We start from the raw sequence: 15,400 nt of genomic DNA, 5'->3' as shown, positions 1-15,400 counted from the left end.
GTACCCGGAAGCGTTCAAGCAGTCGTGGCTCTACACGGAGCTGTACAAGGCGCGCAACTTCAAGCAGTGGATGAGCAAGGGCCTGTATCTCGGCACGCTGATGGTGGGCATCGAGCAGAAGCTGCTGGGCGGCAACGTGCCGTGGACGCTGCATCACCAGCACCGCGATCACGAGATGCTGAAACCGGCTTCGCAGTGCAAGCCAATCGAGTATCCGAAACCTGACGGCAAGCTCACGTTCGACCGGCTCTCCTCGGTGTTCATCTCGAACACGAACCACGATGAGAATCAGCCCGCGCACTTGACGCTCAAGGATGCGAGCGTGCCCGTCGGTATCAACCTCACGACTTACGCCGGCCCCGAGGCGCGCTTTTGCCCCGCAGGCGTCTATGAGTTCGTGAAGGACGAGCAGGACGACCATCGTCTGCAGATCAACGCGCAGAACTGCGTGCACTGCAAGACCTGCGACATCAAGGACCCGACGCAGAACATCGTGTGGGTCACGCCGGAAGGCGGCGGCGGTCCGAACTACCCGAACATGTAAGCGCGGGGCCGCGCGTTCGCGCCCCTTGTAGAACCATTCCCTTGCGCCGGCTCCACCCACCGCTACCGGGTGGGTTCAACTGCGACGGTTTGCCGTATGTTCATCGTGACGGCAACAACGCAACGGAGACAGGGAATGGGCGTATTGAGCGGTTTTCGCGTGCTGGAGTTCGAGGCAATCGGCCCGGCTCCCTTCGGCACGATGCTGCTGGCCGACATGGGGGCGGACATCATCCGCGTGAACCGGCCCGTCGCCCCCGACGATCTCGGGCCAAAGCGCGAGGGCGTGCATGTGGATGTGACGGGGCGCGGCCGCCGCTCGATCACGCTCGACCTCAAGCGTCCCGAAGCGGCACAGGTCGCACTGGACCTGATTGCCGAGGCCGATGTCCTCATCGAGGGCTTTCGCCCCGGCGCAATGGAGCGGCTGGGCCTCGGCCCCGAAGCGGCGCTCGCGCGCAATCCGAAACTCGTGTACGGCCGCATGACCGGCTGGGGGCAGAGCGGGCCGCTCGCACAGCGCGCCGGCCACGACCTCAACTACATCGCGCTCTCGGGCGTGCTTTCCGGCATCGGGCGCGCAGGAGAGGCGCCGGTGCCGCCGCTGAACCTCGTGGGCGACTATGGCGGCGGTGGCATGCTGCTCGCGCTCGGTGTGGTGGCGGCGCTATGCAACGTGCAGCGCGGCGGCGCGGGGCAGGTGGTGGACGCAGCGATGGTCGAGGGCGCGGCGCAACTCGGCTCGGTCGTGTGGGGGCTGATCGCGTCCGGCAACTGGCGCGAAGCGCGCGAGAGCAATCTGCTCGACGGCGGCACGCCCTGGTACGACAGCTATCTCACGAAAGATGGCCACTACATGGCAGTGGGCGCGGTGGAATCGCGCTTCTATGCGCAGTTGCTCGACAAACTCGGGCTTGCCCATGCCGACCTGCCGAAACAGCACGACCGCAACGGTTGGCCCGTGCTGCGCCAGCATTTCGAGGCGGCGTTCCTCACGCGTACACGCGACGAATGGTGCGCCGTGTTCGAGGGAAGTGACGCCTGCGTCGCGCCCGTGCTGGGTTTTTCCGAAGCGCCGAGGCATCCGCACAACGTTGCGCGCGCAAGCTTTGTCGAGGCGCACGGCGTCGTGCAGCCGGCGCCCGCGCCGCGCTTCTCGGCTACGCCTTCGGCCATCGGCCGCCAGGCCCCGGTGCGAGGCGAACACGGCCTTGCCGCGCTGCTCGACTGGGGCTTCGACGAAGGGACGATTGCGCGCATGCGAGAGCATGGGCTCGGTTATCAGGAGTAAGTGACGCTGCACGGCGCGATTGTGCGTATCGAGCGGCGGCATCGAATGTATCGATCTGGAGGAAGACATGAAGGTGTTGGTAGCAATCAAACGCGTGGTGGACGCCAACGTGAAGGTTCGCGTCAAGGCGGACGGTTCGGGCGTCGATCTCGCGAACGTCAAGATGAGCATCAATCCGTTCGACGAAATCGCAGTTGAGGAGGCCGTGCGGCTGAAGGAGCAGGGCGTGGCGAGCGAGGTGGTTGCCGTGTCGTGCGGTCCTGCCGCATGCCAGGAGACGCTGCGCACGGCCATGGCGATCGGCGCCGACCGTGGCGTGCTGATCGAGACGGATGCCGCGCTCGAACCGCTCGCCGTCGCCAAGCTCCTCAGGGCGCTGATCGAGAAGGAAGCGCCGCAGCTCGTGATCCTCGGCAAGCAGGCCATCGACGATGACTGTAACCAGACGGGCCAGATGCTGGCCGCGCTCACCGCGCGCCCGCAGGCGACGTTCGCGAGCAAGGTCGAGATCGCAGAGGGCAAAGCACGCGTGACGCGCGAAATCGACGGCGGCCTCGAGACCGTGCAGCTTGCGCTGCCGGCCATCGTGACGACCGACTTGCGCCTGAACGAGCCGCGCTACGCGACGCTCCCCAACATCATGAAGGCCAAGAAAAAGCCGCTCGACACGACCACGCCCGCGCAACTCGGCGTGGACGTCGCGCCGCGCCTCACCACGCTCAAGACCGCGGAGCCCGCGGGCCGCGCGGCCGGCGTCAAGGTGCCCGACGTCGCGACGCTCGTCGCGAAGCTGAAGAACGAAGCGAAAGTGATCTGAAGGAAAGCAAATGACTGCTGGTAAACCGGTTCTGGTCGTCGCCGAGCACGACCACGTCTCGATCAAGTCGGCCACCCTCAACACGGTGACGGCCGCCCTCCAATGCGGCGATGACGTGCACGTGATGGTGGCGGGTCACAACGCGGCAGGCGCGGCAGAGGCAGCGTCGCGCATTGCGGGGGTTGCGAAGGTGCTCCACGCGGATGGCGCGGCACTCGCCGATTCGCTCGCCGAAAACGTCGCCGCGCAAGTGCTGGCCGTGGCCGCCAATTATGGCCACATCCTTTTTGCCGCCACGAGTGCGGGCAAGAACGTCGCGCCTCGCGTGGCCGCGCTGCTGGACGTCGCGCAGATCTCCGAGATCACGCGCGTGGTGAGCGCGGACACGTTCGAGCGGCCAATCTACGCCGGTAACGCGATTCAGACCGTGCAAAGCGCCGAAGCGGTGAAGATCGTCACGGTGCGCATGACGGGCTTCGATGCAGCGGCGCAGGGCGGTGCCGCACAGGTCGAAAGTGTCGCAGCGGTTGCGGACAGCGGCCTGAGCGCGTTCGTCGAACGCGTCGTGACGAAGAGCGAGCGGCCCGAGCTTGCGGATGCGCGCATCGTCGTGAGCGGCGGTCGGGCGCTTGGCAGCAGCGAGAAGTTCAACGCCGTGCTCACGCCGCTCGCCGACAAGCTCGGCGCCGCGCTTGGCGCGAGCCGCGCAGCCGTGGATGCCGGCTTCGCGCCGAACGACTGGCAAGTGGGGCAGACCGGCAAGATCGTCGCGCCTCAGGTGTACATCGCGTGCGGCATTTCCGGCGCGATCCAGCATCTCGCCGGCATGAAGGACTCGAAGGTGATCGTGGCGATCAATAAGGATGCCGAAGCGCCGATTTTCAGTGTGGCCGATTTCGGCCTCGAAGCGGACCTGTTCGAGGCAGTGCCTGAACTGGTGGCGACGCTCTAGGCGATGCGCTGCGGCCAGTGCAAGCGTCACTGGCCGCGCCGAAGATTTTCCGGGTTTTCCGGTGCGTGCCGTCGATGCGGCTTGTGGCAGGCAGGGTGCGAAGCGCCTTGCCTGCCATTTTTTATGCCCGCGTTTTTTTACGCGAGTGAATACCAGTACATGCCGTCGTCGCGCAGTTCGCGTTTCACTTCGCCGCGGTAGGTCAGGTAGTTCAGGCACGCAAGGCTCTCGCCGGTCGCGAGGCTCATCTGCGCGAGATCGTCCTCGCCAATGCGCCGCGCGAACAGCGCACCGAACACGTCCACGGCGCGGCGTGGTTCGGCGAGCGTTGCGCGCAGGCGTGCGAGGCTCTTGTCCTGCCCCTGGCGCAAACGCTCGATGCGCGCGTGCAGCCCGTAAAAGCAGTCGTTATGCGAGGGAAGCACGAGCACATCGTCGGGCACTTCGCGTTGCAGTTTGTCGAACGAGGCGTACCACTGGGCCATGGGGTCCGCGTCGGGCTCGATCGGGTAGACCGAAACGTTCGAGGAGATGCGTGGCAGCACCTGGTCGCCCGAAATGAACAGCTTGAGCGCCGGGCAGTAGAAGCAGGCGTGTTCCGGCGAATGCCCCATGCCGACGATCACGCGCCAGTCGTGCGCGCCGATGCGCACGACCTCGCCGTCCTGCAGGCGCCGGAAGCTTTCTGGCAGTGCGTGGATATACTGGCCAAAGCGGCCAAAACGCGCGCGGTAGACATCGATTGCCGACTCGCTCCAGCCCGCGCGGCGATAGAAGTCGAGCGCATCGGCGGGCGCTTCGCGGCCCGTGTCGGCGGCGGCCACGCGGCAGTTGAAGTACTCGGTGCGCGTCATCCAGAGCCTGCAGTCGAATGCGCGCGTGAGCCAGCCGGCCATGCCCACATGATCGGGGTGCATATGCGTGGCCAGCACGCGCGTCACGCGGGAGGCCGCTCGCGCCTCGCCGCCTTGCGCGAGGATCGCGCGCCACACATCCGTGGCAGCGTCCGTGCGTGCGCCCGTATCGATGACCGCGCAACCGTCGGCCTCGTCGATGAGCCACACGTTGATGTGGTCGAGCGCCCAGGGCAGCGGCATGCGCAGCCAGCGCACGCCCGGCGCGATCTCGAGGGTCGAACCGGGCGCAGGCGGTTCTGCGTAGGGGTAGCGCAGCGCCGTTTGCGGGCTGTGGGAGAGGTCTTCGGTGCGTTCAGTCATGCTTCGTGGCACATAAGGAAATGGGGCGCGCAAACTTGCGCGCATCGCGCAGGATAGCGCGAACGCGGCGTGGCCGCCCACCTTCGTTTGGGGGGGCAGAGTGCATGACGCGCGAGCCTGAGGCACGACTTCGTACTGCCTACACCTGTTTACTTTTGTTTCCGCTTGTTGCGTCTCGTTGCCGCCTGTTTCGCTTTGTTGCCAGATGACGACGCCGGATGGCGTAGCATCGCCCCTCAACGTCGATATTTATTGCGCCGCAACAAAATGATGCCTACACTGACTTGGTCTGCCGGCTACCTCGACGCTTTCGCAAAGGAGGGCGTGACATGACGACTCGATCAAACCTATCGCATGCATCGCCAAAGCTGCACGTCTTCGAACAGGAAGGAGGGTGGCATTGGGGCATCACCATCCCTCGCAGCGCGGGTAGTGGCTTCAAGCTCATCGCGTACAGCGAAACGGCCTTCAACGGCGAGAGCGAAGCGCTGCGCGACGGCAGCCGTGCGCTCGAAAATCTTCCGGTAGACGCGGCGCTCGCGTTCGCGTCCTGAAATCGCGCATGCGATAAGCGCGTTCGCGCAATCTCTTTGCGGCACGTGCAGCAGATAAAGTTCTCCGTGGCGCCGCCCGGCACATGGTGCCGCTCACATCATTCCCCGTCTTCGTGGCCCGTCCTGCTGCTGCCGTGGCTGGCCGCGGCGCAGGCAATCCCCTGGTTCGCGTTCAGGACGTCGCGCGCAAGCGACGCGGCGGCCGACTCTGGCACGTTTCTGGAACGGAGAGTTTTCATAAACTATCGGTGCATTGTGATAAGAATAGTTATCGCAACAGTATGTTTTTTGCTAGCTCGTATGGAGTGTGCGTAGCGATCGTGCTGAAAAGCGGCAGGCTTGCACGTCGCGGCTTTCGCGCGACGTGCAAGCGGATCACAAACGCGCGTGCATCGCGGTCGTCAGACAGCATCTGTCACACGCTTCGCTCGTCATCCAATCTTGTTGGCCTGCTCCCTTGCAAGCCAAATACTTAAGCAGTATTTATTTCGCGAAAAGGAATCAAATTAAGGCTCGCATAAGCTACGGTTCGATTCGCATCGACGTCATTCATAATGCCTCGCCCTCAAGCCTTGGTACGCCTGCCTGTCGAAGCCTTCGCCCGCATTTTCCGCAATGAAAGCGACTTTTATTCAGGTAAAAGGCGGGTAAAACTTTGCCATCGAAAAAATAGGGACTCCACGTCGGGAATTTCGCTTCGATAAGGAGTTCATCAGAATCCAAAGCTACCATCCCGCAGATCTTTCAAGTTTTCTCTGGAAATCTATCTTGCTGCCGCTTACGAACAACGTGACTCACGATAACTGGTCCACATGGGTGCTCCGGCAGCGTCATGGCGACGATCGCGCCCATGAGCACCGCGTCCGTGCTGAGATCACGAAATACGCAGACCGCGTGCTGGATTACGTTCGCCTTCGTCCGGGCATGACACTGGCCGACATCGGCACGGGTGATGGTTTCGTGGGGTTTCGCGCGATCGAACGGGCCGGCGCCTCGCTGAGGGTGCTCATGACCGATGTTTCGTCTGCGTTGCTGCGGCACACGGAAGAGACCGCCAGAAGTCTGGGTGTGAGAGGGCAGTGCGCATTCACGCACGGCAGCGCCGAGAAGCTGGAAGGCATTGCCAATGACGCGGTCGATGCCGCCACGATGCGCGCGGTTCTCGCGTATGTGGAAGACAAGCCCGCTGCGATGCGAGAGCTCTATCGCATACTCAAGCCAGGCGCTCGCTTTGCCATCGCGGAGCCGATTTTGCGCGACGAAGCGCTTGAGGTCTGCATGCTCAAGCAACTGGTCGATGCCCGTGCATTCAATACCGAGGATCCGTTCTTTCCCTTGCTGCTTCGATGCCGGGCGGCACAGTTCCCCGACACGGAGGAGAAAGCGCGCGCGCTGCCGATTACGAACTACGGTGAGCGCGACCTTGTGCGCTTCGCGATCGACGCGGGATTCACAGACATTCATCTGGAATTGCACATCGAAGTGCGAACGGAAGACAGCCTTCCCTGGGAAACGTTTCGCCGTACCTCGCCTCACCCGCTGGCGCCCAGTCTGGAAGAGGTTTTCGAGAAGGAGTTTACCGGCGATGAGCGCATGTACCTGGAGGCTCGCATGCGCGCGATTTTCGAAAGCGGGGCGCAGCTCGGCGCGGAGCGCATTGCGTATCTGACGGCGAAAAAGCCGTAGGTATTGCACCCGAACGCCTGCTTAAGGATTGCATAAGCGTATACCCTGCAGAATGCGCCGCATGCCTGACGCTACGCCACGAACGTGTGGTGTCTGCGTTCAGGTTCAGGCTCGCGCATTCATGCTGCGCGGGATTGGCTCAAGGAGTGCATTTTGCCCAGTCCGCAGTCTCGCGCGACGTTGCCGCGCGTCTTTCGTCTCTCCATTCCTGTTAGCTCGCGTGCCACGCTCGTCGCTTTGACATCGGGCGCCGCGCTGCTTGCCGGATGCGCAAGCTACATGGCGCAGCCATTGGCTACCGGGCCTTCGTTGATCAAGCAGGACGCGCTTGCACGGGTTCAGATCGATCCCGCGAAAATGCCGTTGCCCGAGCTTGCAGCACATCGCTTCGATCCCACGGACGGCTTTGACATCGAAGACGTCGCGATGCTGGCCGTCGCCAATAATCCCGACCTGAAACTTGCGCGCGACGATCTTGGCATTGCGCAAGCGCAGGCGTTTTCGGCAGGACTCCTGCCAGACCCGCAGGTAAGCATTTCCAGCGATTATCCCGGCGCTGTGGGGCTCTCGCGCGCGTTCAGCTATGGCCTGAGCATGGACGTGATGGCGATTCTCACGCGTGGGGCCAACACGAAGTCCGCCAACGCCACAGTTCGCAAGACCGACCTCGGTCTGCTCTGGCAGGAGTGGCAGGTCGTGGCGCAGGCCAAGCAACTGTACGTGAGAGCGCGCTTTCAGGACGAGGTGTTGCCGCTGCTCGGGCAGCAGACGGAGCTGGCCCGCACGCGTTACGAACGCACCGCGCGCGCGGCAAGCGAGCACAACGTGACGGCTGACCTTGTCACTGCGTCGTTCACCGCATACGAAGACGCTCGCAAGCAATACACCGATATGCAACGCGCGCGCGAGCAGACGCACCACGACCTCAACGCGCTGCTCGGACTCGCGCCCGACACGACGCTTGCGCTTGCGGGCGACGCGACAGTCACGCCGCTAGCCGATGGCACACTCGATTCCGCCATTGCGATGCTGGCGCAGCGCCGTCCCGATCTGATTGCGCTTCAGGCAGGCTACGAAGCGCAGGAGCAGAAGTACCGCGCCGCAATCTTGAGCCAGTTTCCGAGCCTCTCGGTGGGCTTTACGCGGCAGCGCGACACTTCGGAAATCTACACGAGCGGCTTCGCAATCAATCTCACGTTGCCGGTATTCAATCGCAATCGCGGCAATATCGCCATCGAGCAAGCGACGCGGCAGCGCATGGCGGACGAATACCAGACCCGCCTGAACGCGGCTTACGCGGATGTCGCGCACCTGCGTGCGGACAGCGCGATCGCCACGCATCAGCTCGATCAGGACGACGCCGCGCTGCCAGCGCTCGAGCGCGCCGCCGCGCAGGCGGCCAACGCCTATGCGGCGCGCAACATCGTGCTTGGGCAGTACGTCGATGCGCAAAGCGCGGCGCTCGCGCGCCGTATCGACGCGGCCACCGCGCGCGAAGCGCTAGCGGAACAACGCATTGGCCTCCAGGCGCTGCTCGGCAGTGCGATTCCCGATCCGTATCAGACTCCACCCGCGCGAGGCGCCACTGCTGAGCGCGCGTCCTCCAACACCATCGTCGCACGTTGATCCCTATGACTGACCAACGCTTCCATTACGGCACGCGTGCGCGTGTCGCCGTCTGCGTACTCGGCGGGGCGGCCGCGCTCGCCACCAGCGCAGTGCTGTTCGCACCGCATGCCGCGCGCGCAGACGACACCGGCACGACGGGCAGTACACCTGCGCCTTCTGCTGCCGTGCAGGTTGTGCACGTGACGCGCGAGCCGGTTTCTCAAACCGTTGTCGCTTTCGGCTCGGTTGCATCGGCCGCCTCGAACGCCACGACCGTCAGCCTTCCGTATCTCGCACGCGTCACGCGCGTGCTCGTACAGTCCGGACAGACCGTTGCGCGCGGCGCGCCGCTCTTCGTCGTGCAAGCCGATCCGAACGCCGTGATCGCCTATACCCAGGCACAGAGCGCCGCGACGCTCGCCCGTGGCGAACTCGCGCGCACCGGCGCGCTTTTGCACGACGGTCTTGCCACGCAATCGCAGTTGGCCGCCGCGCAAAAGGCGCTCGACGACGCACAACAGGCGCTCGCCGCACAACGCGCGACGGGCATCGCCGCGAGTTCGAAAACCGTCACCGCGCCAGTGGCCGGCGTGGTCGCGCAGCTTGCCGCCGTGCCGGGCGACCAGATCCAGGCGGGCACGGCGCTCGCCCAGCTTGTTGCAACCGATGGTCCCGCGAGCCATGCCGCGAACATAACGCTAGGCGTTGAACCGGCCGACGCGCTCACGCTGCGCGCCGGCGACCGCGTCGTGTTGCGCCCGCTGTCCGCCGCGCTCGGTTCGCAGCGTGCACAAGGGCGCGTCGTGCTCGTTGGCGCAGTGATCGATGCGCAAAGTCAGCTCGTGAATGTCGGTGCGAACGTACCGCTCACGGGCACCGCGTTCCTGCCAGGCACGCGCGTGCGGGCCGACATCGACACGCAGACCGGCACGTGGTGGAATGTGCCGCGCGCCTCGGTGCTTCAGGACGCGAAGGGCAGCTATCTGTATCAGGTTGCGCCGAACAACACGGCGCACCGCGTCGATGTGGTCGTGAAGGTCGAGCATGGCAATACGTACGGCGTGGATGGTGCGCTCGACGTCTCGCGGCCGCTCGTGGTCGTCGGCAACTACGAACTGGAAGACGGCATGGCCGTGCGCGTGGCGCAAGGCGGCAAGCGATGACGTTCAGCCAGTGGATGCAGCGCCATCGGCGCTCGCTTCTGTTCGTGATCGCGCTTGCCGCGCTTGCGGGTGCGCTCACCGCGCTGCGTCTGCCGATCTCGCTCTTTCCGAACGTGTCTTTCCCGCGCGCCGTGATCTCGCTCGACGCGGGCGATCGTCCCGCTGAACAGATGGCGACGCTCGTCACGATGCCGGTGGAAGAGGCGTTGCGGCGCGTGCCGAACGTGCGCGACGTGGAATCCCGCACGAGCCGCGGCGCGGCTGAGATCTCGCTGAATTTCGACTGGGGCACGGACATGGCGCAAGCCACGTTGCAGGCACAGTCGGCCATCGCCGAGATCCTTGCCACGCTGCCGCCCGGCACCGCGATGCAGGTCCGCCGGATGGACCCGACGGTGTTTCCGGTTCTCGCGTACAGCCTGACGTCGTCGCGATTGTCGCTCTCGCAACTCTACGATCTCGCGCAGTTCCAGTTGCGTCCGCTGCTTTCCTCGGTTGCCGGCGTGGCGCGCGTGGACGTGACGGGCGGGGCGCGAGACGAACTCGAGGTTGCCGTCGATCCGGCGCGCCTCGCGGCGTACAAGCTTTCGGTCGCCGATGTCTCGCGTGCGATCGGTGCGGGCAACGTGCTGATGGCCACCGGCCGCATCGAGGACCACCACAAGCTCTATCTCGTCGTAGCGAATTCAGCATTCAGCGGGCTCGATACGCTGAAAAACGTAGTCGTTTCCTCCGCGGGCGCGACGCAGATCCGTCTCGGCGATGTCGCCACCGTCGCTCGGGGGACCGTGCCGCAATGGATTCGCGTGACTGCCGATGGTCACGACGCCGTGCTGATCAACGTCTTTCAGCAGCCTGGCGCGAACAGCGTGGCGATGGCGCAAGCGATTCGCGCGCGCATCAAGGACTTTGGCGCGCAGATGCCGCAAGGCGTGAAGCTCGCGAACTGGTACGACCAGAGCGAACTCGTGATCGCCTCGGCCACGAGCGTGCGCGATGCCATCATGATTGGCATCGTGCTCGCGGCGCTCACGCTCTTCGTGTTTCTGCGCAACACGAAGATCACGCTCATTGCCGTGGCGCTCGTGCCGGTGGTGATGGCCGCGACGATTCTGCTGCTCGACGTGTTCGGCATGGGCTTCAACATCATGACGCTAGGCGGGATGGCGGCGGCAGTGGGCCTCGTGATCGACGATGCGATCGTGATGATCGAGCACATCGCGCGGCGCATGCGCGAAGCCGGCGCGCAGGCGTTCCATGGACGCGTGATGAGCGCGGCGCTCGAATTCACGCGGCCGCTCGCCGGCTCTTCAGCGGCAACGCTGATCATCTTCGTGCCGCTGGCGTTTCTCTCGGGCGTCACGGGGGCGTTCTTCAAGGCGCTTTCCGTGACAATGGCGAGCGCGCTCTTTATTTCGTTTCTGGTGACCTGGCTTGCCATTCCGATTCTTTGCGACCGCTGGCTCACGGCGCAAGACGCCGAGGAGCATCGCGAAACGCGTTTCGCCGCATGGCTGAACCGGACCTACGCGCGGCTTGTCTCGCGCGTGAGCGCGCGGCCCATGTGGGTGCTCGCGCTTGTCGTGCCGCTCGCGCTGCTGTCGGCGCTTGCGTTCACGCGCGTGGGGAGCGGCTTCATGCCGTCGATGGACGAGGGTGGTTTCGTGCTCGACTATCACACGCAGCCGGGAACGTCGATCACGGAAACCGATCGTCTGATGCAGCAAATCGAGGCGATCATTCGCGCGAATCCGAATGTGGCCACCTATTCGCGGCGCACCGGCGCGGGACTGGGCGGCGACCTGAACGAGCCGAACAAGGGTGACTTCTTCGTACGCCTGAAGTCGGGCAGCCGCGAGCCGATCGACACGGTGATGGAGGAGATCCGTTCGCAGATCGAAACAAACGTGCCTGGTGTGAGCGTCGAGCTTGCGCAGTTGATGGAGGACCTGATCGGCGACCTCACGGCGGTTCCCCAGCCTGTGCAGATCAAGATCTACTCGGACGACCAAAACGTGCTCGACAAGACGGCGCAGCGTGTGGCCGCACGCATCGGCAAGATTGGCGGCATCGTCGACGTGAACGACGGCATTAACCCTGCCGGCGACGCCATCGACTTGCGCATCCGTCCCGACGCGGCGGCCGCCGAGGGCATGGACCCGCAGGCCATCGCGCAGCAGGTCTCGGATCTGCTGGACGGCAACGTCGCCACGCAGTTCCAGAACGGCCCGAAGACGGTCGGCGTGCGCGTGCGTGCGCAAGGCGCGCTGCAAATGACGGACACCGAACTCGCACGCCTGCCGTTGCGGGCGCCAGACGGGCATGTGTTCGCGCTGTCGCGCGTTGCCGACCCGGTGCATGTGAGCGGCCAGCCCGAGATCAGCCGTGACAACCTCAAGCGCATGGTGGCGGTGACGGCGCGCATTGATGGTCGAGACCTCGGCTCGACCATCGCCGACGTGCAGCGCGCGCTCGCCGATTCCGCGTTGCTGCCAAAGGGCGTCTATTACGAGCTTGGCGGGTTGTACCAGCAACAGCAGATCGCGTTCAGAGGCCTGCTCGCGGTATTCGGCGCAGCCGTGGCGCTGGTGTTCGGCTTGCTGCTGTTCCTCTACGAACGCTTTCGTGTGGCGCTCGCGGTCATGGCGATGCCGCTGCTCGCCACCGGCGCCGTTTTCATCGGCCTGTGGGTGACGGGCATCGAGCTGAACATCTCCGCGATGATGGGCATGACGATGATCGTCGGCATCGTGACGGAGGTGGCGATCTTCTATGTCTCCGAGTTTCAGGGGCTCGTGCGCGACGACGGCATGCCGCTCGAGGAGGCGTTGCAGGCCGCGGGCCGCAACCGCCTGCGGCCGATCGCGATGACGACCATCGCAGCCATTCTCGCGTTGCTGCCGCTTGCCTTCGCAATCGGCCAGGGTTCCGCGATGCAGCAACCGCTCGCCGTTGCGATCATCTCGGGCCTGATCGTGCAGATGCCGCTCGTGCTGCTGGTGCTGCCGGTGCTGCTACGCCTCCTGCTGCGGCTGAAGGAGGGCAGGTGAGCGGCGGCAGTGCGTTTGCAGACGTGGCGTTGCGAAGTCGTTTCCGCCGTATCGATTTCTCTTATCGGCGGCCGGGTCGCTAACCCGGTCTGCCAGACTCCCGCCATCGAGGGGTAGTCCGCGCGAAGCCTTGCCCAGCTTGGCGCTGCGCGGCTCGTCGTGAGCCACGGGCGCGCCTTGCGCGCGTGTTTTTGCTTGCGGAGCGCCTCTCGCTTGCCGTTAACCCGATGTAGTTTTCCGCTTTCACCGTTTCTATCTTGACGAAAAATCATTTCGTGCAGGAATACAAGAGGAGATGGCGATGAGCGGCAATGCAAGCGTAGGTGAGGGTGGATATCAAGGAACGAGAACGGCAATCGACGGCAAGCCGACTCTCGGTGCAATTGTGCGCGCCGGCATTGCCGGCGGCTTGACGGGCGCGGTGATCATCTGGATTTACGAGGCGCTGATCTGGGTTGGCGCCCAGCATCTCATGCCGCTTGCGGGCATTCCCCGCAACGCCACCGGCCTCGTGTTCGGCAAGGGCGTACAGGAGGCGCTCGGTATCTGGGCGTATTTCCTCGGGACTGCCATCCATTTCTTCTTCGCCATTGGCTGGGGCGTACTGTTCGCCGCGATCTGGCCGTATTTCCGCCGCCGCGGCTACGAGGCCACGTTCGTCGCGCTCTTTTACGCGATCCTTGCCTGGATCGTCATGCACGTGGCGATCAGCATCGCATCCGACAACCATCCTAACTACTACGACCCAGTCGTCATCATCGGCGGTTTCATGTCGCACTTTTGCTTCACCGTGCCGCTCGCACTCGTGGTCAAGCGCATGCTCGCGACCGGGCCCGCACGCTGACGCCTTAATACCGTCACCGATCTATCAAAAAGTCACAACAGGGGAATATGACGATGCCGTTAAATAGAGGAATCCTTAGTTTGTCGGTGATCAGTGCGGCGATCATCGCCAGTACGCCGGCAATGGCGCAATCGTCGGTGACGCTTTATGGCGTGCTGGACGTGTTCGCCGGCTACCAGAACACGAAAGTCGCCGGCAAGACCACGTCGCTCGCCGTGCTCGGCAATAACGGCTTGATGACGAGCCGGTGGGGCTTGCGCGGCACGGAGGACTTAGGCGGGGGCTACCGCGTGAATTTCGCGCTGGAGAGCGGCTTCGATCCGGGCACGGGCAAGTTGCAGAACAGCTATCGCTTCTTCGATCGACAGGCGTGGGTCGGTGTGGGCGGTGGGTTCGGCGAGGTGCGCTTCGGCCGGCAGAACACGCCGATGTTCGCCTGGAGCGGCAATATGGACGCCTTCAGCGCGGCCACTTACGCCTCGGGCTACAACAACTTCGCGAACTGGCTGGCGCGCGTGGACAACGATATTGCGTGGATCTCGCCGAAGTTCGTGGGCACGCAGGTCGAGCTGCACTATTCAGTGGGCGGACAGCCCGGCACGCTCGCGGGCAATGCGGTGTATCAGGCCGGCGTGCAGACCACCCAGGGTCCGGTTTATCTCGCGCTCGCGTATTTGAATGCGGCGAATGCCACGGCCTCCAACCGTGTGCAGGAATTCATGGCGGGCGGCAATCTCGACTACGGGTGGGGGCGTATCTACGTCGGTTACTTCCGCGCCAACGACGTGATTTCCGCTACCACCGGCAACGCGCTCAGCAACCCCGCGGGCAAATATGACCCGACGGTGGGTCCGGTTGGCAACACGGCTGGGGACTGGCACAGCACGTATTCGCTTTCGGCCGACTACCGGTTCTCGCCGTTCTTCAGCGTGGGCGCGGGTGCCGCCTACACCAAGGACAGCACGCACCTTGGCAACGACGCCCTGCAATATGGGGCAATCGTCAACTACGATCTGTCGAAGGGCACGCGGCTCTACGGCACGGTATCCGAGTTGAAGAACTACGGTACCGCGCAGTTCAAGATGGCGGGCGCCAGCATTACGACGGGTTCGTTTCTCACGCCGGGACCCGGTCAGAGCGAATTCGGCGTGCAGGTCGGCATCCGGCATCTGTTCTAGCGTTCGCGTGCGCAACGAGACCATGCGCAGCGCGTAGACGTACACGCCATCACTTCGCAGCCATCGGACATTGGATAGCGGTCCCTCGGTCGTAAGTACTACGATCGTGATTGCAAGGGCGATGTTGTCGCTTTTTCGATTCCGCTCACGGCGTTCGCCGTGCATCGAAATATGCAAACCTTGCAGCGGAAGACAGGCTCGCCGGACGCCAGCGCACCGAAAGGAGGGCGCTCGGCGAGCCGGCGTATTTCCGTTTGTCGATGGAGGCGCCATGAAAGCACTGGTCTACAACGGTCCGGGCAAATTTGCGGTCGAATCGCGGCCGATGCCCGCCTTGCAGGGCCCCGGCGATGCAATCGTCAAGCTGTCGAAAACGACGATCTGTGGCACCGATCTCCACATTCTCAAGGGCGACGTGCCGAGCTGCGAGCCGGGCCGCATTCTCGGCCACGAAGGCGTGGGCGTCGTGCACGAAGTCGGCGAGGGCGTGTCGACGT

Annotated in this window: 13 protein-coding genes; 12 read left to right on the top strand and 1 reads right to left on the bottom strand. The window is 64.1% G+C overall.

Annotation, left to right across the window (positions count from 1 at the left end; all coding sequences use genetic code 11):
- From U5A58_RS39860 to U5A58_RS39845, 4 genes are all read left to right on the top strand, one after another.
- Nucleotides 1–544: 4Fe-4S dicluster domain-containing protein (locus U5A58_RS39860; protein ID WP_321965386.1), on the top strand; the 544-nt coding region annotated here is incomplete at its 5' end.
- 135 nt (nucleotides 545–679) lie between these two features.
- Complete coding sequence (locus tag U5A58_RS39855; RefSeq protein ID WP_321965385.1) at nucleotides 680–1,834, top strand: CaiB/BaiF CoA-transferase family protein; 1,155 nt, start codon at nucleotides 680–682, stop codon at nucleotides 1,832–1,834.
- A 67-nt stretch (nucleotides 1,835–1,901) separates the two neighbouring features.
- Nucleotides 1,902–2,651 carry an electron transfer flavoprotein subunit beta/FixA family protein gene (locus tag U5A58_RS39850; protein WP_321965384.1) on the top strand — a complete coding sequence of 250 codons (750 nt, stop codon included), beginning with the start codon at nucleotides 1,902–1,904 and terminating at the stop codon, nucleotides 2,649–2,651.
- Between the two features lie 10 nt (nucleotides 2,652–2,661).
- Entirely contained in the window at nucleotides 2,662–3,603 is a 942-nt protein-coding gene (locus U5A58_RS39845; RefSeq protein ID WP_321965383.1) for an electron transfer flavoprotein subunit alpha/FixB family protein, read from the top strand.
- Nucleotides 3,604–3,740: 137 nt separating this feature from the next.
- Here U5A58_RS39845 and U5A58_RS39840 read toward each other — a convergent pair whose 3' ends face one another.
- Complete coding sequence (locus tag U5A58_RS39840; RefSeq protein WP_321965382.1) at nucleotides 3,741–4,820, bottom strand: MBL fold metallo-hydrolase; 1,080 nt, start codon at nucleotides 4,818–4,820, stop codon at nucleotides 3,741–3,743.
- A 329-nt stretch (nucleotides 4,821–5,149) separates the two neighbouring features.
- Here U5A58_RS39840 and U5A58_RS39835 point away from each other — a divergent pair, with 329 nt between their 5' ends.
- The 8 genes from U5A58_RS39835 to U5A58_RS39800 all read left to right on the top strand — a co-directional run.
- Nucleotides 5,150–5,374: a hypothetical protein gene (locus tag U5A58_RS39835; protein ID WP_321914923.1), complete on the top strand. Its 225-nt coding sequence runs from the start codon at nucleotides 5,150–5,152 to the stop codon at nucleotides 5,372–5,374.
- A 768-nt stretch (nucleotides 5,375–6,142) separates the two neighbouring features.
- A complete protein-coding gene (locus U5A58_RS39830; RefSeq protein WP_321965381.1) occupies nucleotides 6,143–7,060 on the top strand; it encodes a class I SAM-dependent methyltransferase in 918 nt (305 codons plus the stop codon).
- Nucleotides 7,061–7,339: 279 nt separating this feature from the next.
- Nucleotides 7,340–8,686 (top strand): TolC family protein, encoded by a 1,347-nt coding sequence (locus U5A58_RS39825; protein ID WP_321965380.1) that lies wholly within the window; start codon nucleotides 7,340–7,342, stop codon nucleotides 8,684–8,686.
- 5 nt (nucleotides 8,687–8,691) lie between these two features.
- Complete coding sequence (locus U5A58_RS39820; RefSeq protein WP_321965379.1) at nucleotides 8,692–9,831, top strand: efflux RND transporter periplasmic adaptor subunit; 1,140 nt, start codon at nucleotides 8,692–8,694, stop codon at nucleotides 9,829–9,831.
- Nucleotides 9,828–12,881 carry an efflux RND transporter permease subunit gene (locus U5A58_RS39815; RefSeq protein WP_321965378.1) on the top strand — a complete coding sequence of 1,018 codons (3,054 nt, stop codon included), beginning with the start codon at nucleotides 9,828–9,830 and terminating at the stop codon, nucleotides 12,879–12,881. The genes U5A58_RS39820 and U5A58_RS39815 overlap by 4 nt, the downstream gene beginning before the upstream one ends.
- Nucleotides 12,882–13,182: 301 nt before the next feature.
- On the top strand, nucleotides 13,183–13,725 hold the full coding sequence (locus tag U5A58_RS39810) for a hypothetical protein (RefSeq protein WP_321965377.1): 543 nt from the start codon (nucleotides 13,183–13,185) through the stop codon (nucleotides 13,723–13,725).
- A gap of 86 nt (nucleotides 13,726–13,811) precedes the next feature.
- Nucleotides 13,812–14,903 carry a porin gene (locus tag U5A58_RS39805; protein ID WP_321914933.1) on the top strand — a complete coding sequence of 364 codons (1,092 nt, stop codon included), beginning with the start codon at nucleotides 13,812–13,814 and terminating at the stop codon, nucleotides 14,901–14,903.
- Between the two features lie 271 nt (nucleotides 14,904–15,174).
- Nucleotides 15,175–15,400, top strand: a 226-nt coding sequence (locus U5A58_RS39800) for an alcohol dehydrogenase catalytic domain-containing protein (protein WP_321965376.1), incomplete at its 3' end; no start/stop codon positions are given.

It is taken from the genome of Paraburkholderia sp. J7 (genome assembly GCF_905220155.1).
GTDB lineage: Bacteria > Pseudomonadota > Gammaproteobacteria > Burkholderiales > Burkholderiaceae > Paraburkholderia.
This window is presented reverse-complemented; position numbering and strand designations above follow the sequence as displayed.

What these genes read in the sequence shown, in the direction of transcription:
- U5A58_RS39810 (WP_321965377.1), top strand. Translation starts at nt 13,183, where the DNA reads ATGAGCGGCAATGCAAGCGTAGGTGAGGGTGGATATCAAGGAACGAGA.
- U5A58_RS39840 (WP_321965382.1), bottom strand. Translation starts at nt 4,820, where the DNA reads ATGACTGAACGCACCGAAGACCTCTCCCACAGCCCGCAAACGGCGCTG.
- U5A58_RS39815 (WP_321965378.1), top strand. Translation starts at nt 9,828, where the DNA reads ATGACGTTCAGCCAGTGGATGCAGCGCCATCGGCGCTCGCTTCTGTTC.
- U5A58_RS39820 (WP_321965379.1), top strand. Translation starts at nt 8,692, where the DNA reads ATGACTGACCAACGCTTCCATTACGGCACGCGTGCGCGTGTCGCCGTC.
- U5A58_RS39850 (WP_321965384.1), top strand. Translation starts at nt 1,902, where the DNA reads ATGAAGGTGTTGGTAGCAATCAAACGCGTGGTGGACGCCAACGTGAAG.
- U5A58_RS39855 (WP_321965385.1), top strand. Translation starts at nt 680, where the DNA reads ATGGGCGTATTGAGCGGTTTTCGCGTGCTGGAGTTCGAGGCAATCGGC.
- U5A58_RS39845 (WP_321965383.1), top strand. Translation starts at nt 2,662, where the DNA reads ATGACTGCTGGTAAACCGGTTCTGGTCGTCGCCGAGCACGACCACGTC.
- U5A58_RS39825 (WP_321965380.1), top strand. Translation starts at nt 7,340, where the DNA reads ATGGCGCAGCCATTGGCTACCGGGCCTTCGTTGATCAAGCAGGACGCG.
- U5A58_RS39835 (WP_321914923.1), top strand. Translation starts at nt 5,150, where the DNA reads ATGACGACTCGATCAAACCTATCGCATGCATCGCCAAAGCTGCACGTC.